We start from the raw sequence: 24113 nt of genomic DNA on the forward strand, positions 1-24113 counted from the left end.
GACTGCGGCGCCGTGGCCGACCGCGGTAAGCCGGTCGTACTTCCGGAAGAACCGCCCGGAGACGACGGGTTAGTTACCCGTGGACTGCGGGCTGAGATGACCGGTGTCAGTAACTGCTTACCCACGCTGATAGCCGTATAACAATCCGGATGCGGGCCGGATGTTCGGCCGTGAATGACGACCGACGATCCCTCCTCCGTCGGCTCGCCGTCCTTTCGGCGGGCGTCGGTCTCGCGGGCTGCGGGTCGGTGACCGACCCCGGGCCGCGCGAGGACGGTACACCGACCCCGACTCCGACCGGAGAGTCGACCCGAACGACCGAGCGATCGACGCCCGGACAGCTCGCCAACGAATGGGGGTTCGACGACGTGGTCGACCTCGTCGATGCGGGCGCGGACCCGACGGGAGAGACGCCGATCGACGACGTGTTCGAGGGCGCCATCGGGGATGAGACGCTCCTGTATCTCCCGCCGGGCACGTACCGCCTCGAGGGATCGGTCGCGGCCGACGACGCCTCGCGGATCGGCCTCGTGGGCGACGGCGCGACGGTCGTTCCGCCGGACGGCAACGACGACGTGCTGTTCGGGTTCGGCTGGTCCGAGCCGATAGACGCGGCGTTCTGCCGGGGCCTCACCTTCGATTTCACCGCCGAGAACACCGGCGGGCGCCCGCTGCTCGCGCGTGCGAACGACGCCGTCCTCGTCGAGGACGTCACGGTCCGGGGAGAGGCAGACGTCGAACAGGACCTCGTTCGCGTCGACGTGACCGGGTCGGGCGGTTCGGGGATGGTCAGGCGGCTCTCCCTCCCCGACGGTGCGCCGGGTGACACCAAGGTGACGGGCTGTGAGGTCGGCGACAGCAACCGCGGCGACGTGTCGTTCGTCGACTGCCGGATCGACGGCTTCCCCGACAACGGCCTGTACGCGAACCCGCCGGAGGGAAGCGTCCACGTGATCGGCGGCCGCTACCGGAACAACGGCATCGCGGGCGTTCGCGTCGAGGTCGCCGACGATGCGATCGTCCGCGGCGTCCACGTCCGCTGTGACGACGCCACCGGGGCCGGCGAGAACATGCGGGGGATCCGCCTGCGCGCGGGCCACTCGGTGCTCGTCGAGGACTGCGTCGTCGAGATGTTGGATGTCACCTCCAGCGACGGCGGGATCACGTTCGCCTCCGAGCTGGGCGGGGGGACGGTGCGGAACTGCCTGATCCGCGTCGACGCCGACGACGTGAACGGGATCCGCATCAAGCGCGCCGCCGGCGCCGAGAGTCAGCGCGGGCCGTTCGTCTGCGACTCCATCACCATCACCGGCGACGCCAGCGGCGGCGGCGCCATTCAGGCGTCGGACCGGACGGGGCTGTCCTTCCGCGAGATGTGTATCCACCAGCCCGGTGCCGACCGGGACGGACTGCACGCAGACTACGTCGACGGGGAGTTCGTCGACTCGCGAGTGTCCGTGACGGGCGACGCGTTCGTCCTCACCGAGTCGCGGATCGAGCGGCGGAACGTGACGGTGGCGGACGGCACGGTGGACGACGACGGCGACGGCAGCTCGTGTGGGGCCGTCGACGTCGGCAGCGACGAGTCGATCGACGCCTGAGCTGCGGACGTCCGATACGGCGACCCGTCCGCTTACTGCGGCCGCCCGGCCGCGACGGACTCGCCGCCGGCGCGGTGCCGATCGAGCGGTCCGACGACCGTCCCGCATCCCGGGCACACCGGATAGCCGAGGCCGTCGTACTCGATCCCGAACGACGGCGCCGATGCCCCGCAGTCGTCGCAGGTGAATATCGCTCGGTCGACTATCTCCATGTTCGTGTCATACGGTGTCAATATACATAACTGTATGCCAGACGTCTGACGGCGACGGAAACGGTCCCCGACTCGCTTAGGACGCCGACATTCGGGGATCTTCGACTCGCGAGCCGATCGGTGCCGTGGCTCGACAGTCCGTGCGGTCGAGGTCCTCGACCCGACGGGGTCGGATCCGGACTCAGCGCGCCAGCGGCTGATCGAACCCGGTTTCCTCCTCCAACACCAGCTCCCAGGTGCGCTCACAGTCGCAGGCCACCTGATCGAACACCGACGGGTCCTGCCGGAGGTCGAAGTCCTTGATCGCCGTCTGGACGCGGTCGTCACACTCGCCGCAGTTGTGGGGACCGCGGTCGGAGCCGGCACCGACCGGGTCCGAGACGACGATCGCGTCGGCGTCGGCGGTGCGCTCCAGCACGGCGGCGACCGACCACAGCCACGGCGGCCGGTAGCCGCCGCGGAAGTGGAGCTCGTCGACCATCGTGTACCGCTGGACGTTGCAGGGGTTCATCGAGACGGTGTGGCAGTTGTCGACCGCGGCACAGCGCTCGACCGAGGAGACCATATCGTCGAGGGCCTCCGACTCCGCGAGGAACGGCGGCTTCATCAGGAGGTACGCCTTCACGCCGGCGCCGGCGTCCGCGGCCTCCGCGCAGGCGTCCTCGAAGTCCGAGAAGGCGAAGTACTTGTTCACGCAGTCGTGGCGGACGCGGTCGGTTGCGGTCTCGAGCCCGACCGCCACGTCGGTTTCGAGGCCGTGGTCGGTGAACTCCGAGAGCTTCTCCGCGGAGACGAAGTCGGGGAGCGACTCGACGACAATGCGCTCGCGGTCGGCGAACGTCTCGGCGACGGCCCGGCGGCTCTCGGCCGGCACCTCGCGCTCGTCGAGGAACGAGCCGGAGGTGTAGATCTTGATCAGCTCCGCGGGCTCGTCCGCGTTCTCCGCCTCGTGCTCCAGACACACGTCGATCTGGTCCATCAGCGCCTCGTGGGAGACGCTACCGCCCTCGACGGACTCGGCGACGTAGCCGCACATCGTACAGCCGCCGGCGCGGGCCCACCGACAGCCGCCGGTGTTGAGGATGATCGTGAGGCTGCTCTTGACGCCGTCGGGGGTGTTGTCCTCGTCGAGCCACACGCGGGTGGGCTCGTGGGCGTCGTACGTCTCGTCGCGCTCGGCGCGGATGTCGCGCATGACCGCGTTGTGGGCGTCCATCCCGCGGTCTCGCTCGTAGACCTCGGGGCTCGGCTGGCTCATTGTCCGATGTGGGCGGCAGCCGCGGAAAACCGCTTCGCTCACGTGTCGTCGTCGTATCCCCGGGCGCCAGCTCCGTCACGTCCCGCGGCGCGATCGGTACGTCTCGCGCCACCACCACACTACAACGCCGACTGCGGCGCCGACCGCGTTCGCGACGGCGTCCAATGTCGACGGGTCGCGCCCGGGGACGGCACCCTGCACGACCTCGACGCCCGCGCCGATCGCTGTCGCCGTCGCGGCGACGCCGACGAGCGCGACGATGGACGGGTCGGTTCCGTCGGGTCGGAGATCGTTCCCGTCGCGCCGAAACCGCGCCGGGAGCGTTCGCCTCAGGGTGTACGCGACGGCGGCGTAGCCGACTCCGTGGAGCAGTTTATCGGTCCCCGACGGCAGCGGCACCATGTCGACCGTGGACGCCCGATCGGCGGTCGTCGACATCGGCACGAGCGACGAGGTAACGACGAGAGCCGTCACCGCGGCAAATATGGCGAACCGCCGAACGCGGGGGTCCATCGATCGGATCCGGCGACTGCACGGCAAAAAACCTCACATCTCGACGTGGACGGCGATCGGTTGACGTAATCAACTATGGTTACTCCGGTGTGGCAACGGCTAACAGAATCCAGTCCCATATAACTAACGTAGATTAACCATGACAGACCTCGGTGGCTTTCAGGACCACGTCGCACACGTGGACCTCTCGGCGGGCGACGTATCGTACGCGGGTATCGACGATGAGGACGCGAAGAAGTATATCGGCGCGCGCGGCCTCGGTGTGAAGTACGTCTTCGAGGCGGGACCGGACGTGGATCCGCTGGGGCCGGACAACCGGCTGGCGTTCATGAACGGTCCGCTCACGGGGACCCAGACCGTCATGAGCGGCCGGATCGCGGTCGTCACGAAATCCCCGCTGACGGGCACCGTCACCGACAGCCACCACGGCGGCTGGTCGGGCGCGCGACTGAAGTGGTCCGGCTTCGACGGCCTCGTCTTCGACGGCGCCAGCGACGACCCGGTGTACGCCGTCGTCGAGGACGGCGAGGTCGAACTGCGCGACGCCTCCCACGTGGCGGGTGAGGGCGTCCACGACACCATCGACACCCTCGGCGAGGAGGTCGACGGCACCGTCGGCCGCAACGTCTCGGTGATGGCGATCGGTCCCGGCGGCGAGAACGGCGTCAAGTACGCCTGCATCATCAACGAGGACGACCGCGCGTCCGGTCGCGGCGGCACCGGCGCGGTGATGGGTTCGAAGAACCTCAAGGCGGTCGTCGTCAAATCGGGCACCAAGATGCCCAAGCCGGAGAAGCCCGACGTGTTCCAGGAGGGGTATCAGCAGGCGATGCAGGTCATCCAGGAGTCCGACGTGACCGCGCCCAACGAGGGCGGCCTCTCGTTGTACGGCACGAACGTCCTGATGAACGCGGGCGAGGAGATGGACGGCCTCCCGACGAAAAACGGGAAGTACACGTCCACGGCCGCGATGCGCGACGCCGAGGGCGCCGACATCGACGCCGAGCGCGTCTCCGGAGAGAACGTCCGCGAGAACATCCTCGTCGACGAGCCGACGTGTCACTCCTGCCCGGTCGCCTGCAAGAAGGAAGTCGAGGTCTCGGTGATGCACAAAGGCGAGGAGCTGAACGTCCGCACCGAGTCCTACGAGTACGAGTCGGCGTACGCGCTGGGCCCCAACTCCGCACACACCGAGCGCGACGAGATCGCGGTCATGATCGAGCGGTGCAACGACATGGGCGTCGACACCATCGAGATGGGCAACATGATGGCCATGGCGATGGAGATGTCCGAGGAGGGCAAGCTCGACGACCTCGACGAGCAGCTCGACTGGGGCGACACCGAGCGGATGATCGACCTCATCGACGAGGTCGCCCACCGCGACGGCGAACTCCCCGACGCGCTCGCCGAGGGCGCCAACGGCCTCGCAGAGCGCTTCGACGCCCACGACAACTCGCTGGCGGTCAAGGGGCAGACGATCCCGGCGTACGACCCGCGCTGTATGAAGGGTATGGGCATCGCGTACGCGACCTCCAACCGGGGGGCGTGCCACCTGCGCGCGTACACGCCCTCGGCGGAGATCCTCGGCATCCCGCAGAAGGTCGACCCCTACGAGCACGAGGGGAAAGGCGAGCTGACGGTCACCTTCCAGGACCTGCACGCCATCTCGGACTCGTTCGACATCTGCAAGTTCAACGCCTTCGCCGAGGGGATCGAGGAGTACGTCATGCAGTACAACGGCATGACTGGCCGCGACGTGACCGAGGACGACCTGTTCGAGGCGGGCGAGCGGATCTACACGCTCGAGCGCTACTACAACAATCTCAACGGCTTCGACGGCGCGGACGACTCGCTGCCCGCGCGGTTCCTCGAGGGCGGTATCGCCGGCCAGGGTGCCTCCGAGGGCGAGTACTGCGAGCTGCCGGAGATGAAAGCGGAGTACTACGAGGTCCGCGGCTGGGTCGACGGCGTCGTCCCCGACGAGAAGCTCGACGAGCTCGGTATCGACATCGGGCCGGGCACGGGCGTTTCCGCGGGCGACTCGGGCGTCGCGCCCGCTGACGACTAGGAACCGCTTTTCGGATGAGGGTTTCCTCGGCCGCCTTCGGCGGCCTGCGGGAACCCTCATTGAAAACCCGTTCATGACAAAACTTCCGCTCGCTCGGGCCTGACGGCCCTCGCTCGCGGTCCAAGGTCCTGATGACCAGTGGACCCACGGCTTCGTCGCTCGGCGGTCTCGTGATTCCACCGCCCCGATTTATCACCTCCCCGTGAGGATCGCGGTCCGTGTCCAGCGAGTCCCCGCCCACCCTCCGAGAGTCGCTGAGTTCTCGACCCGGGATCGCAGTCGTCGTCCTGTTCGTCCTCGTCAGCCTCTACGCCGTCCTGATACAGGCGCAGATCCTCGCGATCGTGTACCTGCTCTCGGTCGCGTTTCTGCTGTGGCTGCTGTACCGCTTCGTCCGCGCACACGAGCGTATCGCGGTCGCGCAGGAGCGCCGCGCCGCGGTCGCAGCGGGCGACCGCGCGGGAGACGAGGATCGGTCGGCTGCCGACGGCGTCGACCGCCCAGGCTCAGGCGTCGCCGAAGCGGGCGATCAGCCAGACGGTGAGCACGACCGCGAGGAGTGAGACGCCGGCGACCGCGAGGAACGCCGCCCGGCGGCCGGCCGTCTCGATGAGGTAGCCGAACGCCGGCGGCGCGACGGCGTTGCCGAGCATGACGCCGATCGTGGTGATCGCGAAGCTCGTCCCCGTCGCGCCCGACGGCGAGAGCGCGTCGGTCAGCTTCGAGCGCGCCGGCCCGGCGATCGAGCGCGCGCCGCCGACGAGGAGGACGAGCCCGACGGCCGCCAGCGGGCCGACCGTCCCGAGCGCGAACACGCCCACGAGAACGCCGACGGTCGCGAAGCTGGCGATCATCACCGGCCCGGCGTTGACGCGGTCCGAGAGGTCGCCGCCGACGAAGACGGCGACCGCGCCGACGAGATACGAGCCCGTGAGCGCGAGGTTTGCCCGCGACAGCGACAGCTCGTAGCCGTCCTGCAGGAAGACGACGACGTAGCTGGTGAACCCCCAGCTCGAGGTGGAGCTGACCAGCGCCAGCAGCGCCAGCGCGAGCACGCCCGGCGCGGCCGCGAGCTCCCGGAGGTACGCTCGCGTGCGCGCGACCCACGAGCCGCGCGAGCGGGAGCGAGAGCCGCCCGGATCCGCGCCGTCCCCGTCGCCGTCGTCGGTCACGTTCGGCGCGGTGACCGTGTCGCCGACGCGGGTCTCGAACAGCCACGTGACGGCGAGGGCGTACGCGAGGCCGACGGCGCCGATGAGGCCGACGCCGATCCGCCAGGAGTAGCCCGCCGAGACGACGCCCGCGATGAGCACGGGCGGGGTCGCGAAGCCGAGCGACCCGCCGAAGCCGTAGAGGCTGTACGCCCGGCCCATCAGGTCCTCGGGCGTCGAATCGGAGATGAGCGGGTAGTGGGCCGGGTGGTGGCCGGCGACGCCGATGCCGATGACCGCCTGCGCGACGAGCAGCCACTCGTAGGTGGGCGCGACGGCGGCGCCGAGCACCCCGAGCGCGCCGAGCACCGACGAGAGTCCGAGCGCGATCGTTCGGTCGTAGCGGTCCGCGAGCCGGCCGAACGGGAGCTGAAACGCGGTGTTGGTCGCGCCCTGCACGCCGAGGGCGACGCCCAGCGCCGCCAGCCCGACGGTGAACTCTCCCGACAGCACCGCGAGGATCGGCGGGAACAACACGAGGTACGCGTGGTTGAGGTACTGCGAGGCGGAGACGGCGCCGACGACCACCCACGTCTCGCGGGGCGTCCGTCGCGCGGCCGCCAGCAGCGACTCGGTCATCGGCGGGCGTTCCGCCGGGAGGGAGGTGTACGCGCGGCCTCCGGCAATCGCCGCCGTCTCCGACCCGGCCCGGTCGCGGGACGGGAGGTCACAGCAGGAAGCGCGCGACGTGAAGGCCGACCATTCCGGCGGCGACCGTCCAGAGCACGTCCTCCGTCCGCCAGGCGGCGGCGACCGCCGCGGCGCCGCCGAGCAGTTCCGGCGTCAGCGCCGCCTCGACGGTCGCGCTCGCGGGCGCGAAGTCCGGCGCGACGAGCGCCGCCAACACCGCGGCGGGGACGTACACGAGCGCGCGCTCCAGCCACGGGGGGACCTCGTCGACGCGCCCGAACAGGTGGATGAACGACAGCCGGATCGCGAACGTCGCCAGCCCGCCGGCGACGATCACCGCCCAGATCGACAGCGGCCCGTAGCTGGTCGCCATCAGTGTCCCTCCGCGGGATCGGAATCGGTCACGTCTCCGCCCCCGCTCCCGCCGCCGGCGCTCCCGAGCCGCGATTCATCGAGCGCGATCCCGGTGGCGACGCCGACGACGGCGCCGACGATCAGCCCGGCGTTGAACGGGAGCCCGGCGCCCAGCACCGCGACCACGCCGGCGACGACGGCGGCCCCGAGGCTCGGCACGTCCGAGACCGCGGGGACCAGCAGCGCGAGAAACACGAGCGGGACCGCGAAGCCGAGGCGCCAGCTGTCGGGGACGGCGGCGCCGAAGACGACCCCGACGACGGTCCCCGCCTGCCAGACGATCCACAGGGTGAGCGCGACGCCGAGGTAGTAGTACGGGCGCCGGGTCGTCGTCTCGCGGTCGCGATCGCCCGCGTAGCGGGCCAGCGACAGTGCGTACGCCTGGTCGGTGAGGACGTACGCGCAGCCGGCGCGCACGCGTGCCGACAGCTCGCGGAAGTACGGCGCGATCGACGCGGAGTACATCAACATTCGGAGGTTCACGACGACGACGGTGAGCACGACGACGCCGAGGGCGGCGTCGCGCCCGAGCAGATCGATGGCGGCGAGCTGGGAGGCGCCGGCGAAGACGACGACCGAGAGGCCGACCGTCTGCAGCGGGGTGAGTCCCGCCTCGATGCCGGCGACGCCGGCGACGAGCGCGAACGGCACGATCCCGAGCAACAGCGGGAGCGTGTCGCGGATCCCGTCGCGCAGGTCGGGGGGAACGCGGCTGTCCATGTGTGTGCGGCGGCGCGCGCACTCAAGGGGTCACCGGTCTCGGCAGCGGAAGCGGGAGACGGCTCGCGGTTGCGGATGGCTGACCTCCCGGGGACGGGGACAGGGGACCGCCGCTGGCGGACGGCTACCCCCCGATGACGACCGCTTCTCGAAGCTCCACCGCCGACTCGAACTCCTGCCGTCGTCGCCGTTTCGTCCCGAGTCGCAGGAGGTGCTGCTCGTGGGCCCGTCGGAGCGCGTCGGCCTCGCGGCGGTTCACGCCGAGTTCGTCGGCGACCTCGCTCCAGTGACCGTCGGGAACGAGATACGTTGCGGCGCCGGTGTCGTCGGCCTCGTCGACGCACTCGTAGCTCCGATCGTACTCCTCGCGTCGCGTCCGGAGGTGCTCGTCGGCGACCCGGAGCAGTTCCGGGAGGCGCCCGGCGCCGACGCTGGCCGTCGCCGCCGCGATCAGGAGCGCGTTGGGATCGATCGGATGTCCAACCGCTCGTGTGTCCGGGTCGTACGACGGATCGGCCGGGTCGTCGGTTCCGTCTCCGTGTTCGTCGCCTTGGGGGTCGGTGTCGCCGAGGCGGTCCCGGTCTCCACCGCCGCCGTCGCGACCGGCCATCACCCGCCGGCGCGCATCGCCTTCTGTCCGAAGCGATCGACCAGGTCGTCGAGCACTGCGGGGTCGCCCTCGAAGGTGACAGTCACCTCCGTGATCGTGATCGCGGCGACCGGCGTGATCTTCTCGGCCCGGACGGACGCCCGCCAGCCGTCGCCTTCGACCTCGCGAACCTCCTCGTCGGGGCCGTCGGCCTCGCCGCCGAGGTGCCGGAGATACCGAACGGCGAGGCGCCGCGAGATGCCGCGGTACGCCTCGACTCTGGTCTCGGTCCCGTCACCGTCCGTTGCGGCGGCACCGGCGTCGCTGCCGGTGCTGTCGTCGCCGCCGTCGGCCCGCGCGCCGGAACCGACTGGATCGTCGCCGGCGCGGTCGCAGTCGACGGCGCCGCCCGCGACCGGCGGGAACACGGCGACGGTGTCCCCGTCGGAGACCGCGGTTTCGACGCCGTCCATGTGGAGGACCTCGCGGCCGTTCAGCAGGACGTTGATCTGAGGCTTGAGGTCCCCGTCCTCCAGTAGGTTGCCCGCGAGCCCGTCGTACTCGGATTCGAGCGCGGTGAGCACGTCCCCGACGGTGCTCGCGTCCGGAAACGACCGGTCGACGATCTTCGAGCCGACCGCCTCCCGAAAGGTAGCGAAGAACTTCAGCGTGAGCTCCATGCGGACACGTGGGTGGAGACGAACAAAAAGCTACGCGGGTGTGCGCGGTCGAACGCAGTGAGACCGCGACAGCGAGCGGGGAGGAACGACCCGCGAGCACGTGCGAGGCCGAGCGGATCGAGGCCTCGAAGCGAACGGGGAGGAACGACCCGCGAGCACGTGCGCGGTCGACGGAAGGGAAACGGCGAGCACGGCGCGGCCGACACGAAAACCGGTATCGGTATCCCTCCGGTGAACCGATACCGCCGTATGACCGACACCATCGACCGGGACCTCTACGAGCGGACGAAGGCGCTGTTGGAGCCGGGTGACATCGACCTCCTCGGACTGGTCGTCCACACGTCGCTGGGCGGCCAGGAGGACCTGGAGATGCAGGAGCTCACCGTCGATCTCAACGAGGTCATCGCCGAGCACGCCGGCAAGGGCGAGTCGTACATCCACGCCGGAAACGAGGACACGGACTTCTCCTCGAACCAGTTCCAGGGGCTCACCCTCGAGGACGAGGAGTTCGTCTGGGAGTGTCAGCAGCTGCTTCGCGAGGGGACGTTCGACCTCGTCTTCTACTACGAGGCGGGCGTCGACCAGGAAGCGCTCGGCGAGGACGTGCGCGCGCTCGACGGCGTCACCGACGTGACGCTCGTTCCCTGAGTGGACCTGCGGTCCGGTACCGGGTCACACGAACGCGACGCTTATCCTCGCGGCGTCCCGAGCGCAGGTATGGACCAAGTCGGGACGGACGCCGACCTCTCGACGCTCGAACGCGCCGTCGTCAACGCCTTCCAGGGCGGCTTCCCGGTGACCGAGCGTCCGTGGGAGCCGGCCGCGGCGGCGCTCTCGGAGCGCGGCGTCGACGTCGACGCCGACGAACTGCTCGCGACCGTCCACGAACTGGACGAGCGCGGCGTGCTCTCGCGGTTCGGCGCGCTCGTGAACGCCGAGGCGATCGGGGGAACCGCGACGCTCGTGGCGATGCACGCGCCCGAGGAGCGCTACGACGAGGTGGCCGAGACGGTCAACGGCTTCCGCGAGGTGGCGCACAACTACGAGCGCGAGCACCCGCATCTCAACATGTGGTTCGTCGTCAGCGTAGCCAGCGAGGACGAGGTCGAGCGCGTGCTCGCGGACATCGAGGACGCCACCGGCCAGGAGACGTACAACCTCCCGAAACGGGAGGAGTTCCACGTCGGCGCGAAGTTCCTGCTCGACGGGCCCGTGAACGACGGGGACCTCGACCTGTCACACCTCGGCCCCGCGGTCGAGCCCTCCGAGGAGCGCGGGATCACCGCCCGCGAACGCGACCTCGTCGTCGAGGTGCAGGGCGGCCTGCCGATCACCGAGACGCCCTATGCGGCCGTGGCCGAGGCGATCGACCAGCCCGTCGAGTGGGTGATCGAGACGATCAAGCGCTTCAACGAGGAGGGAAAGGTGCGCCGCGTCGGCGTCATCCCGAACCACTACGCGCTCGGCTACTCCGAGAACGGGATGACCGTCTGGGACGTGCCCGACGAACTGCTCTCGGAGGTCGGCCCCGCCGTCGCGTCGCTGGGGTTCGTCACCCACTGCTATCACCGCCCGCGCCACGAGGGCGTGTGGCCGTACAACTTCTTCGCGATGACCCACGGCCGCGACGAGGCCGAGTCCGAGCGCCGCATCGAGCAGGTGCGCGAGACGATGGCGGAGTTCTGGGACGTCGACGACGACGAGTGGGACTCGCTGTTCTCGACGCAAATCTTGAAGAAGACGGGCATCCGGCTGGACGAGCGCGCCGACGCCCAGGTGCGAAGCGAGGACGGCGAGCCCACGGACGCGTGATCGCGATCGAAACGCGGTCGCAGTCCACCGGCACGTGCTCACGGTCTCTCGGAACGCTCCCTCGCCCCACGTCGGGGGAACGACGAGCGCGGCCGACGGCTCGCCCCGAACGGGTTCGCCCGCGGTCCACGGATCGCGATTCGGGGGGCGAAGTTTATATAGATCGGAGCAAACCGCCGGACGATGCGGAGGCAGACCCGTGATCCCGCTGCTACACGACTTCGGGGGGGAGACCGTGCTCGTCGTCGGCGGCGGGCCGGTGGGCGCTCGCAAGGCCCGCTCGTTCGCCCGAGAGGCGAGGACGGTCGTCGTCAGCCCCGCGTTTGCCGACCGCGACTTCGGCGACGCGGAGATGGTTCGCGCGTCGCCGGCGGCCGAGGAGGTGGCCGACTGGGTCGACCGCGTCTCCCCGGCGCTGGTCGTCGCGGCGACGAACGACGACGCGGTGAACGAGGCGGCCGAGCGCGCCGCCCGCGAGGCGGGCGCGCTCGTGAACCGGGCGGACCGCTCGGGCGGGCGCGACGCCGGCAGCGTCGTCGTTCCGGCGACGGTCCGCGACGGCTCGGTCGTCGCCGCCGTCGCGACCGGCGGCGCCGCGCCCGCGCTCTCGAAGGAGCTACGTCGCCGGCTCGAGTCGGAGATCGAGGGGGCGGGACCGATGGCCGACCTGCTGGCGGAGATCAGGGCCGACCTCAAGGCGGCCGACGTCCCGCCGACCGACCGACGGGAGGCGGTTCGCGCGGTGGTCGGGTCGTCGGCAGTTTGGAAGGCTTTACAAGAGGGACTCTCCAACGCCCGGCAGGAAGCGGACCGAGTCATGGAGGCGACCAATGATTGACACCGGCGTCATCGCGGGCGTGAGCGTCAGCCACACGAACGCGTCCGTCGAGGAGATCGAGTCCGCCCAGACGGCGGACGCCGCGACGCTCGTGTCGGACCTGCTCGCGCGCGAGGGAATCGAGGAGGCGTTCGTCATCCAGACGTGCAACCGGGCGGAGGCGTACGTCGCCGCCGACGACGCCGCGGTCGCGCGGGCGGCGGTGGAGGCGCTCGCTCCCGACGTTCGCGAGGGCGCCATCGTTTACCTCGACCACGAGGCCAGCCTGCGACACCTCATGCGTGTCGCGGCGGGGCTGGAGTCGCTCGTGCTCGGCGAGGACCAGATCCTCGGCCAACTGCACGACGCCGCCGAGGCCGCCCGCCGAGTCGGCGGACTGTCGGGCGGCGTGCTCGACGACGCGCTCTCGAAGGCACAGCAGGTCGGCAAACGCGCACGCGCCGAGACGGCGATCAACGAGGGGTCGCTGTCGCTCGGGTCGGCAGCCGTCGAACTCGCCGCCCGGGAGATCGATCTCGCCGACGCCTCGGGCCTGGTCGTCGGCGCCGGCGAGATGGGCCTGCTCTCGGCGCGGGCGCTGGACGCCTCGCCGGTCTCGCGGATCGTCGTCGCCAATCGGACGCTCCGGACCGCCGAGCACGTCGCGTCCGACCTCGACACCGACTCGACGGCGATCGAACTCGACGATCTGCCGGCGGCAGCCGCGTGCGCGGACGTCGTCATCGCGGCGACCGGCGCGGACGAGCCTACTGTCCGCGACGGCACGGTCGCCGACGCGGGCGAGACGCTGTGTATCGACCTCGGGCAGCCCCGCGACGTCGTCCCGGACGCCGGCGACGACCGCGTCGCCGTCCGCGACATCGACGACCTCGAGACCGTCACCGACGAGGCGCGCGAGCGGCGCGCCGCCGCCGCGACGGCCGTCGAGGAGCTGATCGACGCGGAGTTCGATCGGCTCCTCGAGGAGTTCAAGCGAAAGCGCGCCGACGACGCCGTCTCCGCGATGTACGAGTCGGCCGAGCGGACGAAACAGCGCGAGCTGCGCGAGGCGATGGCGAAGCTGGAGGCCCACGGCGAACTCACCGACGACCAGCGCGAGGCCGTCGCCGGCCTCGCGGACGCCCTCGTCGGACAGCTCCTCGCGGCGCCGACGAAGAGCCTCCGCGAGGCGGCCGCCGAGGACGACTGGGCCACGATCCACACGGCGATGCAGCTGTTCGACCCCGAGTTCGACGGACCGCCGTCGACGCCCGAGAGCGCACGATCGCCCGACGGCAGCGCGGACATCCCCGACGGAGTGCTCGAACAGCGCTCAGAGGACTGAGCCGCGGTCGTTCGGTTTCCCACGAACGCCGAGAGAAAATTTCGCTCCCGTGTTCCCTAGGGGAAACTGTGATGTGCGATGCCGTCACACGTAGGTGTATGCAAGGAGCGAGTCACGGTGTCGGTCGGCTGTCGACCGAACCGGTCGAACTGGGCGTCGAGTCGGTGTGCCGGGCCACGGCGTGCGGACAACCGGACGTCGCCGCCGCGATCGCCGTCCTGGGGCTGACGGCGATGCTCGCCGTCGTCGCGGGGACGGTGCTTACGCGGCTCGACGGCGCACGCGAGGCGCTCGCGCGGGAGGCGACTCGCACGCGCGCCGAGCGGGACGCGTTCGAGCGGTTCCGGCGCCGCGTCGCGAACCTTGAGTCGAGCGAACGCGCCGCCCCGACGCCGACCGGCGGGGGAACGAACGTCCTGACGGTGCCGTCCGGAGGGACCGCCGTCGACGGCGGCGGGCTGGCTGACGCCCGTCGGGCCTACCGCGAGACCGTCATGGCGACGACCCACTACGAGGAGGAGTACGACGAGACGCTCGCGACGAACGTCGCCGAGGAGTTCTCCGCGCCGGTCGCGAGCGCGCTCGCCGAGGAGGGCGGGACGCTGACCCCGTCGCTGCGGACGACCCTCGCGAGCGGCGCCCGGCGGGCGAGCGAGGAACGCACGGACCTGCTCTCGAAGCTGGAGGCCGAGCGGTCGTCGATCGAGGCGGCCGAGTCGACGCTCGCGCCCGCGGTCGATGCGAGCGAGAGCGTCGCCGACCGCGAGCTGTCGCGCGCGGCCTACACTGACTTGATCGCGGAGTACGAGCGCCTCGAGTGGTACGAGGGACGTGTCGAGTCGCTGCTGTCCGACCGGCAGACTCGAATCCACGACGAGGAGGGCGACCGAAGCAACTGGTTCGACTACCTCTACAGCTCGTTATCCTCACCGTATCCGGTGCTGTCGGCGGGCGCGAGCACGCTCTCGTCGATCGACGACGCGAAGTCCGCGCTGGCGTCGGCCGCGTGCAACCGCTGACGCGTCCCGGACGCATCCCGGACGCGTCTCGACCCGCTCCGTCTGACCGCTTCTGTCCGAGCGCCCGTCCCGTTCTCACGGGTCGACCCGCCGAGATACGCTTTTGCCCCGGGGGTCCGTTCGTGTTCGCGTGAGCGACGTACTCGAGACCGACGAGATCGCGGCGGAACTGCCCGACGGCTGGCATCACGACGCCGACACCGACGAGATCGCCCGTACCTTCGAGTTCGACTCGTATCTCGAGGGCGTCGGCTTCGCGGCCGGCGCGGGCGGCCTCGCGGAGGAGGCGTTCCATCACCCGTCGATGACGGTCGAGTGGCGCGAGGTCGAGGTCCGGCTCACTACCCACGACGCCGGCGGCGTCACCGGGAAGGACATCGACCTGGCACAGCGACTGAACGAACTCGCGGAGTGACCGGGGGAGGCGATGGACGCATCGTATGTGTTCCGCGTTCGGTTCACCCTCTCGCCGCGGCGCGCGCGGATCGACCCGGACGTCTTCGAGACGGTGCTTCGGATCCCCGCGCCGCGGCCGGGCGAGGAGGGGTGGCTGCTGTTTCGCGACGCGCTGTGGCGCGGCGAGGCGAACGACGAGGAGCACGTCCGCACGCTGTGTGCCGACCGGCTCCCCGCGGGAGTCGAGGTGGTGTCCGCCACGTTCGCGGAGTTCGAGACCGACGAGGCGTATCTCGACGCGCTCCGGGACGCCGTCGGCGACGACCTCGCGGCGTTTCGCGCCGACTCGGTCCGCGAGGCGTTGCACAAGTACCTCGGCTCGTCGATCCGAGTGGACTCGCCTGGGGGTGCGGAGACCGGACGGCCGACCGACGAGTCGGCGGGTTCAACCGCGGACGGTTGGTAAGCGATGACAAACCCGACTGTTACTGACCGTTAGGGTACGAAGATATAACAGCGGGAACGACCTACTCCAGACTCCTTCGATGGTCCCCAACACGTACGACTTCTGGCTGTTCGACCTCGACGGCACGCTCGTCGACGCGGAGTGGTCGTACACCCGCGAGGTGTTCGACCGGGTCGGATCCCGCATCGGCTACGACTTTTCCGACCGGCAGTCGGAAGTGCTGTGGCACGGGCTCTCGGGTGCGCGCGACCCGCTGCTTCGGGAGTGGGGGCTCGACCCGACCGAGTTCTGGCCGGCGTTCCACGCCGTCGAGGACCCCGAGGCGCGGGCCGAGGCCTCGTACCTCCACGACGACGCCGCGCGGCTGCTCGACGACATCCACGGGCAGGACGTTCCGGTGGGGCTCGTCACCCACTGCGCGGAGTTCCTCGCGCGACCGGTCACCGATCGCCTCGACCTGACCGCCCGCTTCGACACGTTCCTCTCGTGTTCCGACGAGACGGGGTGGAAGCCCGCCCCCGACCCGCTCCACATCGCGATGGACGACATCGGCGTCGACCCGACGAGCCAGCGGGGCGTCTACCTCGGAGACGGCGACAGCGACGTGGGCGCCGCGTGGAACGCGGGCCTCGACGCCGTCCACGTCGAGCGCCACGGGCACGACCGGCGCGGCCGCTGCGTCCGGGCGGATCACCGCGTGTGGAGCTTCGACGACCTCCCGCGGACCGGCACGGCCGGCAGCGCGTGGGGGTCGGGGGCCGCTCGCGCGGACGGCTCCGGCTTCGACGGCGACGCGCTCGACTGACCGGCTGCGTCGCCGGAGTCCCGGTCAGTCGCCCGCGCTCGTCTCGGGACTCGCGTTCTCCGCGGCGTCGATCCGCTCTCCGCGCAGTAGCCGCGCGGCGATGGAGAACGTCTGCTCGCGAGAGCGGCGCGTCGGGTAGTGGGCGGCCATGTAGCGCGCGGCGGCGACGAGACAGTCGCGGCGGTCGTCCGGATCGTCCCGGGCATCGAACTGTCGACACGCCGCCTCGTACGCCTGAAACGTGTGGAAGTTCGTGTCCTCGACCAGCAGCGCGTTCCCCAGTTCCGCCTTCAGCCGGTCGGGGTCGCCGCCGGCGGCGAGGAAGTCCGCGACCGCGTCGCCCGCCTGTTGCACCTTCCCCTGCTGCTCGAACGCCGCACGGAGCGACTCCAGCGCCGCGTCCGGATCCGCGTCGGGATCGCCCGTCGCCGCCGGCGCCGGCGGCGTGTTGAGGAACCGGTCGAGATAGACGTTCGCGGCGGCGTCGAACACGCCGCGGTACAGCGCCGTCGCGTCGGTTCGTTCGGCCGCGCGGTGGACCGCGTTCGCGAAGGTGAACGTGTGATGGACCGTGTTCCAGTCGTCGAACTCGTTGCTCGTGGCGAACAGCGCGACGCGCTCGGCGGCCGCGAACGACACCGCGCTCGCGAGCTGTTCGACGGTCGCGCCGTCCCGGATCGCCCCCTCCAGCGCGTCGAACACCGTCTCGGGGTCGGCGGCGTGCAGGCGCTCGGTGAAGTCGTCCGGCTCGGTCCACGTCTCCCCCTCGCCGGCGGCGACGAGGTCGTCGAGGCGAGCGAACGTGTCCTCGCACATCGCCGCGAGGTCGTCCGGCTGCCGCCACGACGAGGTCTCCTCGGCGCGGTCGGCGGTCGCGAGCCCGCGCACGAGCGAGGCGAGCACCTCGGCGGTCCGTTCCTCGTCGTCCCAGCCGACGAGATCGAGGGCCTCGGTCGCCTTGTTCACGTAGTCGAAGGTGTGACCCGTGTCCAGGTAGCGGTGGTCCGTCGCCGCGGTGACGAGCAGCTCGGTCAGCGCCTCGCGGCCGTAGCCGGCGGCGACGGCGGTACGCAGCACGCGCTCGGCGCCGTCGGCGTCGCGCACCTCGACGTTCTCTCGGAACCACGACAGCAGGCGCTCGAACGGTACGTCCGTGGCGGCGAACGCCTCCTGATCGAACTTCGGCGCCTCGCCGTCGCAGTCGCCGGCGACCTCCGTGAGCCCCTGATACAGCGCCCGTTTCCGGTCCTGCTCATCGAGATCGGGGAGACGGTTCGCCAGCGCCGTGAGGATCGTGAGCCCGGTACTCCAGCCCTCGGCGCGGTTGCGGACGCCGAACGTGACGCCGCGTTCCACGACCTCCGCGGGGCTGACCCCGCTGTCGAGCAGCGCGACCGCCGACTTCGCGAGCACGAGCCGGAGGTTCTGCTCGAGGCCGTCGTCGAGGCGGCCGCGCCAGTGGCGCTCCGGTGGTTCCGTACGTCGAGGCTCCGGGGAGACGTACACCGTCCCCTCCCGGATCTCGGTCGGGTACGTGTCCACGTCGTCGGCCCACGGATCGAACGTGTCGCCGCAGGAGAGCTCGAACCGGGCGTGGTGCCAGTGGCACGTGAGCACGCCCTCGTCGACGCTCCCCTCCGTCAGCGGAAAGCCCATATGCGGACAGCGGTTGTTTACCGCCCGAACCTCGCCCTCGTGGTGGAACACCGCGATCGGCGTCCCGTCGACGGCGGTCAGCGCGCGACCCTCCTCGCGCAGGTCCGCGAGGTCGACCGCCTCGTGGAACTCGCCGTGGCTCGTGTCATCGACTGCCATACTCGGCGGGACGACACGAGCGGGGAAGTAGCTTCTCGGAAGCCGAGTTCTGTAAGAACGTGGAGATTTCGGTGCGCTCGATCTCGCGTTTTTCGTGGGCGGCTCGCCCACAAGCTCGCCGTTCACGAGACCGCCGGTCTCGTGAGCGCACAAATCGCCGCGCGATTTGTGAACGCCGTCCCTCCGAGGCCTCCCTTCGCGGAACTCGCTTCGCTCGTTCTGCGTGCTCTCGTTCGCTCCCCCCGGTCGCTCACGAGAACTTCGGTCGGCCTCGCGTTAGTCGGCGGTGGCCGGGGTCCGCGACCCGTTGCCCGCCATCTCGAGCACGTCGTCGAAGAAGCTCAGCGAGTCGTGCGGGCCGGGGTTCGCCTCGGGGTGGTACTGCCGGGTGACGACGGCGCACTCGGTGCTTTTGAGCCCCTCGGCGGTATCGTCGTTGACGTTCACCTGCGTCACCTCCAGGTCGCCGGGGTCGGCGACCGAGTACCCGTGGTTCTGGGTCGTCATGACGACCCGTCCCGTCTCCAGATCGCGCACGGGCTGGTTGACGCCGTGGTGACCGAACGCCATCTTCTCGGTGTCGCCGCCGAACGCGCGGGCGACGATCTGCTGGCCGAGACAGATGCCCGCCAGCGGGATCTCGCCGGCGAACTCCTCGACGAGCGCCTGCGCCGACTCGAAGTTCGCGGGGTCGCCCGGGCCGTTCGAGACGAACAGCACGTCCGGGTCCACCTCGGCGACCGTCTCGGCGTCCACGTCGTACGGCAACACGTGTACGTCGGCGCCGCGCTCGGCCAGCGAGGAGGAGATGGAGCCCTTCATGCCGCAGTCGACGAGCGCCACGTCGTACTCGCCGCCGCCCTCGACGGTGTACGCCTCGTCCGTCGACACCTGCTTGCCGATGTCGAGGTGGTCGGACATCTCGACGCACTGCGCCAGTTCCTCCTTCGCGGCCTCCGGAGACGCGTCCGGCCCGGCGGCGATGCCGCAGGCCATCGCGCCCTCCTCGCGCACGCTCGTGACGATGTCGCGGGTGTCGAGGTGGTCGACCGCGGGGACGCCCTCCGACTCGAGCCACTCGGCCACGTCGTCGGTGAACTCGCGGGCGATCGCGGCGTTCGGGTGGACGCGGTCGGACTCGAACCGCTCGTCTCGGACGCCGTAATTGCCGATCAACGGGTAGGAGAACGTCAGAACCTGCTCCTCGTAGGAGGGATCCGTGAGCGACTCCTCGTACCCGGTGTACGCGGTCGTAAAGACCAACTCACCACGTGTCCGGCCCGGCGCGCGGGCGCGTGCCTCGAAGACACGGCCGTCGGCCAGGGCGACGTAGGCGTCCGCCATTACGAGATACACAGCGTCGGGCGGAATATAAGTGCGTCGTTCGAAGATACGTTACGAAGTTCGTAATATCTTTGGCGGGCCTCGGCCAAGGGCGTGCATGGACGACCTGGACCGGCGCATCCTCAACCTCCTTCGACGGGACGCCCGAACGCCGTACACCGAGATCGCCGATGAGGTCGGCACCAGCGAGGGGACGGTGCGCAACCGCGTCGACCGGATGACCAGCGACGGCGTGATCGAGCGGTTCACCGTCACCACGCGCACGGGGAACGTGAAGGCGATGGTGGAGATCTCCGTCGACATGAACGTCAACACGAGCGCCGTCTCCGAGCGCCTCGCCGACTGGGAGGAGGTCGACTTCGTGTGGCAGGTGTCGGGACAGGAGGACATCGTGCTCATCGTCGACTGCGTCGACACCCGCGCGGTCAACGAACTCATCACGCGCGCCCGCGAACTGGACGAGATCGAGGGGACGAAGACGCGGCTCATTCTCGACGAACGGCTCGGCTAGGTCGTCGCCGGAAGCGAACCGGTCGCGGTCGACCGAAGCGGTCATGGTCCACCCTGACGCACAACGCGCTATGAGCACGGAGGACGCCGGCGCGAGCGACACCGCGGCGACCGCGAGCGAGGACTCGGAACACGAGAACGCCCTCCAGGACGTGATCGCCGTCGACAGCGACGACAACCCGCAGGGCGCGGTGAACCGACTGGACGCCCACACCGGCGACGGTATCCGCCACCGCGCGTTCACCTGTCTCGTCTTCGACTCCCAAGGCCGCCTTCTGCTGGGCCAACGCGCGCCCGGCAAGCGCCTGTGGGGCACCTACTGGGACGGCACGGTCGCTTCCCACCCCGTCGAGGGACAGACACAGAGGGAAGCCACCCGCCAGCGGCTGGAGGAGGAGCTCGGCATCACCCCGGACCAGTACGGCGACGTGACGCTCACCGACCGCTTCGAGTACAAGCGCTACTTCGAGAACGCGGGGCTGGAGTGGGAGGTCTGTGCCGTGCTGAAGGTCACGCTGGAGGAGGACGCGCTGAACCCCGACGAAGAGGAGATCGCGGGCCTGCTGTGGGTCGACTACGAGCACTTCCACGAGCACCCCGAGTGGTACCGCCAACTGCGCCTGTGCCCGTGGTTCGAGATCGCCATGCGGCGCGATTTCGAGTAGCGCCACGAACCGACCCCATGCCCGTCGATCGCCTCCTGTTGCCGGCCGCCGTTCGCGACGCGCTCCACGAGCGCCGGGCGGCGGGCGCCCCCGCGGAAGTGTGCGGCGTGCTCGTCGGCGACCGCGCGGGCAGCGCGGACAGCGGGGGCGACACGGACGGCACGGGCGACGGAATCGAAGTAACGGACGCGGCCGATCGCGTCGCCGAGGCGGTCCCCGTCGCCAACGTCGCCGCCGACGTCGAGCGTCGTTACGAACTCGACCCCGCGGAGACCGTCGCCGCCGTCGAGGACGCCGAGGACCGCGGCCGCGACGTGATCGGCTTCTATCACAGTCACCCGCGCGGTCCGGCCGAACCCTCCGAAACCGACCGCGACCGCGCGACGTGGACCGGCTACGTCTACGCGATCGTCGCGCCCGAAGGGATCGTCGCGTCCCGCTGGACCGGCGAGTCGTTCCGGCCGCTCCGGGTCGAAACGCCGTAATGCCCCCGCCGTCAACGTCGGGTATGACCGACAGCGACGCCGACGCGGGCGGCGCGGGCACGCCCGCTCCCGGCGAGGAGTCCTCGGTGGAGCCGGATCTCTACGACGACCTCTCGGGACAGGCCGCGCTCGTCACGGGCGCCAACCGCGGCATCGGCGCCGCGATCGCGAGCGACCTCGCCGCGTTGGGGGCGACCGTCTACGCGGGCGTGCGCAGCGTCACCCACGACCTCCCCGACGAGTACGAGCGCGTGACTCTCGACGTGAGCCAGGAGGGCGACATCCAGGACGCGCTCAACCGGATCGGCGAGGACGAGGACGGGCTCGACGTCCTCGTCAACAACGCCGGCGTCGGCCATTTCGGCGCGGCGCTGCACGAGGAGCGGAGCCACCACGTCGACCACTCCATCTCGGTGAACCTCCGCGGGCCGATGCTGCTGTGCAAGTACGCGATCCCGCCGATGCTGAACACGGCGACGCCGCGGATCGTCAACGTCTCCTCGGGGATGGGCGCGCTCGGCGAGGAGCAGTCGGGCGGGTCGCCCGCCTACCGCGTGACGAAGACGGGCCTCAACGGGCTCACGAAGTACCTCCACGGCGAGTACGCAGACGAGGGCCTGATCGCCAACTCGGTGTGCCCCGGCTGGGTCCACACCGAGATGGGCGGCGAGGAGGCGCCGCGGACGCCCGCCGAGGGGGCGGAAACGCCGACGTGGCTCGCGCGGTTCCGCGACGGTCCGGGCGGGCGGTTCTGGCGCGACCGCGAGATCATCGACTGGTGACGGCAGGGAACCGACCGGTGTTCACGCGTTCCTCGCCGGCGTCGTGGCGGCTCACAGCGGGAGGAGGTCGCGGAACTCCCTGATATCCTCGTCCATGACGCCGTAGGCGGTGACGCGGCGGCCGTTGTGCGAGAAGACGGCGTACCGCGGGCTGCGAACGCCGACGATCCGCTCGGTCGGGATCGAGACGTAGTCGTAGCCGTCGGTGCCGGCCTGGTCGAATCCGACGACCCACGGCCAGTCTTCGATGACGAACGCCGCCGAGAGCACCACCGGCTCGCCGTCCTCGTAGTACACCTTCGCGACCGAGGCATCGTCGGCGATCGGCGCGTCGGCGTCCCCCGCGCCGTCCTCGCCGAGCGTCGCCGGCGCGGCCTCGTCGTTGTTCCCGTCGCCCTCGGGTCGGCTGTCACCGTCGTGAGTCGGCGTCTCGTCCCGGCGTCGTGTCTCGTCGTGGGTCGGTGCCTCCGCGTCGTCAGTCATGATCTCCCGTTCGTCGTGACGGCACATAATCACGTAGTGAGCCGTGTTCGCTCGTCACAGCGGCGGACCCGATCTCGGCCGGCTCCGGCACTATCAAACCGTTTATACCGGTCCGACGGGAATCGCGAGGTATGCCGAGAGAGCAGAAGCAGGTCCGCGAACTGCAAGAGGGGAGCTACGTGATGATGGACGACTCCCCCTGCAAGATCAACGCCTACAGCACCGCCAAGCCCGGGAAGCACGGCAGCGCGAAGGCCCGTATCGAGGGCAAGGGCGTGTTCGATGACAGGAAACGCTCGCTCTCCCAGCCCGTCGACGCGAAGGTCTGGGTCCCGATCATCCAGCGCAAGCAGGGACAGGTCGTCTCCATCTCCGGCGACGACGCGCAGGTCATGGATCTGGACACCTACGAGACGTTCACGATGCGCGTCCCCGAGGACGAGGACTTCACGCCCGACCAGAACATCGAGTACCTCGAGTACGAGGGACAGCGGAAAGTCGTCGGATAGTTCCATGCGGTTCCCCGGCGCGGTCGTCGATCGCGACGAGGCGGCGTACGTCCTCACGGGCTCCCCCCTCGACGCGACGACGACGTTCCAGCCGGGGACTCGCTTCGGGCCCGATCGGGTCCGAAAGTTCGCTTCGACCTACGACGACTACGACCGACGGACGGACTCGTTCTTCTCCGATCTCCGCGTCCACGACGCGGGCGACGTGCCCGCGTGGGACGCGCTCGACGAATACCTCGATCACCTGAGCGCCGAGCTGCGCGCGGCGGTCATCGACGACGCCGTTCCCCTCCTCGTGGGGGGCGAGCACACCGTCACGTGGGCGGGCGTTCGCGCGAGCGACCCCGACGTGCTCGTCACCGTCGACGCGCACCTCGACCTCCGCGACGCATACGACGGCAACCCGCTGAATCACGCGTGCGTGGTCCGTCGATGCATCGACGGGTACTCGGGTGACGGCGCGGACGGCGCGGACGAGGCGGATGGCGCGGACGCCGCCGCCGACACCGGCGTCGACGACCTCCCGACGGTCGACGAGGTCGTGGTCCTCGGCGCCCGCACCGGCTCTCCCGAGGAGTGGGAGCGTGCCGAGGCGTCCGACGTGACCGTCGTCGCGCCCGAGGACGTGGCCGACTGGACGCGCGAGTTCGACGGGTTCGGCGGCCGCGACGCGTACCTCTCGGTCGACATCGACGGCGCTGACCCCGGCTTCGCGCCCGGTACCGGGACGATGGAGCCGTTCGGGCTCTCCCCGCGGGAGATGCGCGACGCGGTTCGTGCGGTCGCGCCCCACTCCGTCGGCGTCGACGCGGTGGAGGTGAACGACCGCGACGACGGACAGGCGGCGGCACTGGCCGGGAAACTGCTGCGGGAGGCGGTGTACTCCCACGCCGACGCGAACTGAACTCTCCCGCGCTCGGGACCGGTTCGCGTCGCCGGCGCGGTGACCGGTCCGCGTCGCCGA

At 70.3% G+C, this 24113-nt stretch carries 28 protein-coding genes and 1 pseudogene; 17 read left to right on the plus strand and 12 right to left on the minus strand.

Features of this window, described 5'->3' with window-relative positions; translation table 11 throughout:
* Positions 1-170: 170 nt before the first annotated feature.
* Positions 171-1601, plus strand: coding sequence for a right-handed parallel beta-helix repeat-containing protein (locus K6T25_RS08860; RefSeq protein ID WP_222913315.1), 1431 nt, complete (start codon positions 171-173; stop codon positions 1599-1601).
* A gap of 32 nt (positions 1602-1633) precedes the next feature.
* Here K6T25_RS08860 and K6T25_RS08865 read toward each other — a convergent pair whose 3' ends face one another.
* The 3 genes from K6T25_RS08865 to K6T25_RS08875 all read right to left on the minus strand — a co-directional run bounded on the left by K6T25_RS08865 (position 1634) and on the right by K6T25_RS08875 (position 3584).
* Positions 1634-1813, minus strand: coding sequence for a phage terminase large subunit family protein (locus tag K6T25_RS08865; protein WP_222918094.1), 180 nt, complete (start codon positions 1811-1813; stop codon positions 1634-1636).
* 181 nt (positions 1814-1994) lie between these two features.
* Positions 1995-3071 carry an archaeosine biosynthesis radical SAM protein RaSEA gene (locus tag K6T25_RS08870; RefSeq protein WP_222913316.1) on the minus strand — a complete coding sequence of 359 codons (1077 nt, stop codon included), beginning with the start codon at positions 3069-3071 and terminating at the stop codon, positions 1995-1997.
* A 75-nt stretch (positions 3072-3146) separates the two neighbouring features.
* Positions 3147-3584, minus strand: coding sequence for a hypothetical protein (locus tag K6T25_RS08875; protein WP_222913318.1), 438 nt, complete (start codon positions 3582-3584; stop codon positions 3147-3149).
* A 139-nt stretch (positions 3585-3723) separates the two neighbouring features.
* Between K6T25_RS08875 and K6T25_RS08880 the strand changes: the two genes are divergently transcribed.
* Entirely contained in the window at positions 3724-5652 is a 1929-nt protein-coding gene (locus K6T25_RS08880) for an aldehyde ferredoxin oxidoreductase family protein (RefSeq protein ID WP_222913319.1), read from the plus strand.
* A gap of 218 nt (positions 5653-5870) precedes the next feature.
* Positions 5871-6215 (plus strand): DUF8066 domain-containing protein, encoded by a 345-nt coding sequence (locus tag K6T25_RS08885; protein ID WP_222913321.1) that lies wholly within the window; start codon positions 5871-5873, stop codon positions 6213-6215.
* On the opposite strand, the gene K6T25_RS08890 is transcribed toward K6T25_RS08885, so the two are convergent.
* The 6 genes and pseudogenes from K6T25_RS08890 to K6T25_RS08915 form a co-directional block, all read right to left on the minus strand.
* Positions 6159-7442, minus strand: coding sequence for an MFS transporter (locus tag K6T25_RS08890; RefSeq protein ID WP_222913322.1), 1284 nt, complete (start codon positions 7440-7442; stop codon positions 6159-6161). The genes K6T25_RS08885 and K6T25_RS08890 overlap by 57 nt on opposite strands.
* 88 nt (positions 7443-7530) lie before the next feature.
* The gene (locus K6T25_RS08895; protein ID WP_222913323.1) at positions 7531-7866 is read right to left on the minus strand and encodes an AzlD domain-containing protein; all 336 of its coding nucleotides are present in this window, start codon (positions 7864-7866) and stop codon (positions 7531-7533) included.
* A complete protein-coding gene (locus K6T25_RS08900) occupies positions 7866-8627 on the minus strand; it encodes an AzlC family ABC transporter permease (RefSeq protein WP_222913325.1) in 762 nt (253 codons plus the stop codon). Before K6T25_RS08900 ends, K6T25_RS08895 begins: the two co-directional genes overlap by 1 nt.
* Before the next feature lie 124 nt (positions 8628-8751).
* The gene (locus K6T25_RS08905; protein ID WP_225917720.1) at positions 8752-9237 is read right to left on the minus strand and encodes a DUF8048 family protein; all 486 of its coding nucleotides are present in this window, start codon (positions 9235-9237) and stop codon (positions 8752-8754) included.
* A complete protein-coding gene (locus K6T25_RS15880) occupies positions 9237-9644 on the minus strand; it encodes a MoaD-like domain-containing protein (protein WP_486606334.1) in 408 nt (135 codons plus the stop codon). The genes K6T25_RS08905 and K6T25_RS15880 overlap by 1 nt, the downstream gene beginning before the upstream one ends.
* Positions 9621-9896: pseudogene (locus K6T25_RS08915) on the minus strand (ubiquitin-like small modifier protein 1); the annotation flags it as partial. The pseudogene K6T25_RS08915 and the gene K6T25_RS15880, both read right to left, overlap by 24 nt.
* A gap of 249 nt (positions 9897-10145) precedes the next feature.
* Here K6T25_RS08915 and K6T25_RS08920 point away from each other — a divergent pair.
* The 8 genes from K6T25_RS08920 (at position 10146) to K6T25_RS08955 (ending at position 16556) form a co-directional block, all read left to right on the plus strand.
* On the plus strand, positions 10146-10544 hold the full coding sequence (locus K6T25_RS08920; protein WP_222913326.1) for a DUF5778 family protein: 399 nt from the start codon (positions 10146-10148) through the stop codon (positions 10542-10544).
* A gap of 69 nt (positions 10545-10613) precedes the next feature.
* Entirely contained in the window at positions 10614-11708 is a 1095-nt protein-coding gene (ahbB, locus tag K6T25_RS08925; RefSeq protein WP_222913328.1) for a siroheme decarboxylase subunit beta, read from the plus strand.
* 199 nt (positions 11709-11907) lie between these two features.
* Positions 11908-12546, plus strand: coding sequence for a precorrin-2 dehydrogenase/sirohydrochlorin ferrochelatase family protein (locus K6T25_RS08930; protein WP_222913329.1), 639 nt, complete (start codon positions 11908-11910; stop codon positions 12544-12546).
* On the plus strand, positions 12539-13870 hold the full coding sequence (gene hemA, locus K6T25_RS08935) for a glutamyl-tRNA reductase (protein WP_222913331.1): 1332 nt from the start codon (positions 12539-12541) through the stop codon (positions 13868-13870). The genes K6T25_RS08930 and hemA overlap by 8 nt, the downstream gene beginning before the upstream one ends.
* A 98-nt stretch (positions 13871-13968) precedes the next feature.
* Positions 13969-14889 carry a DUF7260 family protein gene (locus K6T25_RS08940; protein ID WP_222913332.1) on the plus strand — a complete coding sequence of 307 codons (921 nt, stop codon included), beginning with the start codon at positions 13969-13971 and terminating at the stop codon, positions 14887-14889.
* A 130-nt stretch (positions 14890-15019) separates the two neighbouring features.
* Positions 15020-15304, plus strand: a complete 285-nt coding sequence (locus K6T25_RS08945) for a 4a-hydroxytetrahydrobiopterin dehydratase (protein WP_222913334.1) — start codon at positions 15020-15022, stop codon at positions 15302-15304.
* 12 nt (positions 15305-15316) lie between these two features.
* Entirely contained in the window at positions 15317-15751 is a 435-nt protein-coding gene (gene lwrS / locus K6T25_RS08950; protein ID WP_222913336.1) for an LWR-salt protein, read from the plus strand.
* A gap of 79 nt (positions 15752-15830) precedes the next feature.
* Positions 15831-16556 (plus strand): HAD family hydrolase, encoded by a 726-nt coding sequence (locus K6T25_RS08955; protein ID WP_222913337.1) that lies wholly within the window; start codon positions 15831-15833, stop codon positions 16554-16556.
* Between the two features lie 24 nt (positions 16557-16580).
* Here K6T25_RS08955 and K6T25_RS08960 read toward each other — a convergent pair whose 3' ends face one another.
* Positions 16581-18371: a Rieske (2Fe-2S) protein gene (locus K6T25_RS08960; RefSeq protein ID WP_222913339.1), complete on the minus strand. Its 1791-nt coding sequence runs from the start codon at positions 18369-18371 to the stop codon at positions 16581-16583.
* 276 nt (positions 18372-18647) lie between these two features.
* A complete protein-coding gene (gene carA, locus K6T25_RS08965; protein WP_222913341.1) occupies positions 18648-19715 on the minus strand; it encodes a glutamine-hydrolyzing carbamoyl-phosphate synthase small subunit in 1068 nt (355 codons plus the stop codon).
* Positions 19716-19812: 97 nt separating this feature from the next.
* Between carA and K6T25_RS08970 the strand changes: the two genes are divergently transcribed.
* The 4 genes from K6T25_RS08970 (at position 19813) to K6T25_RS08985 (ending at position 22157) form a co-directional block, all read left to right on the plus strand.
* Entirely contained in the window at positions 19813-20226 is a 414-nt protein-coding gene (locus K6T25_RS08970; RefSeq protein WP_222913343.1) for an Lrp/AsnC family transcriptional regulator, read from the plus strand.
* 70 nt (positions 20227-20296) lie between these two features.
* Positions 20297-20890 carry an NUDIX hydrolase gene (locus tag K6T25_RS08975; RefSeq protein WP_222913345.1) on the plus strand — a complete coding sequence of 198 codons (594 nt, stop codon included), beginning with the start codon at positions 20297-20299 and terminating at the stop codon, positions 20888-20890.
* A 17-nt stretch (positions 20891-20907) separates the two neighbouring features.
* Positions 20908-21375, plus strand: a complete 468-nt coding sequence (locus K6T25_RS08980; RefSeq protein WP_222913347.1) for a desampylase — start codon at positions 20908-20910, stop codon at positions 21373-21375.
* Between the two features lie 86 nt (positions 21376-21461).
* Positions 21462-22157: an SDR family NAD(P)-dependent oxidoreductase gene (locus K6T25_RS08985; protein ID WP_222917966.1), complete on the plus strand. Its 696-nt coding sequence runs from the start codon at positions 21462-21464 to the stop codon at positions 22155-22157.
* Between the two features lie 51 nt (positions 22158-22208).
* Here K6T25_RS08985 and K6T25_RS08990 read toward each other — a convergent pair whose 3' ends face one another.
* Entirely contained in the window at positions 22209-22640 is a 432-nt protein-coding gene (locus K6T25_RS08990) for a hypothetical protein (protein ID WP_222913349.1), read from the minus strand.
* A 131-nt stretch (positions 22641-22771) separates the two neighbouring features.
* On the opposite strand from K6T25_RS08990, the gene K6T25_RS08995 reads away from it, so the two are divergent.
* Together K6T25_RS08995 and K6T25_RS09000 are read left to right on the plus strand one after the other, a co-directional pair.
* Positions 22772-23149, plus strand: coding sequence for a translation initiation factor IF-5A (locus K6T25_RS08995; RefSeq protein ID WP_159662468.1), 378 nt, complete (start codon positions 22772-22774; stop codon positions 23147-23149).
* 4 nt (positions 23150-23153) lie between these two features.
* On the plus strand, positions 23154-24053 hold the full coding sequence (locus tag K6T25_RS09000; RefSeq protein ID WP_222913351.1) for an arginase family protein: 900 nt from the start codon (positions 23154-23156) through the stop codon (positions 24051-24053).
* Positions 24054-24113: the final 60 nt, after the last annotated feature.

The organism is Halobaculum rubrum (assembly GCF_019880225.1).
Classification (GTDB): domain Archaea; phylum Halobacteriota; class Halobacteria; order Halobacteriales; family Haloferacaceae; genus Halobaculum; species Halobaculum rubrum.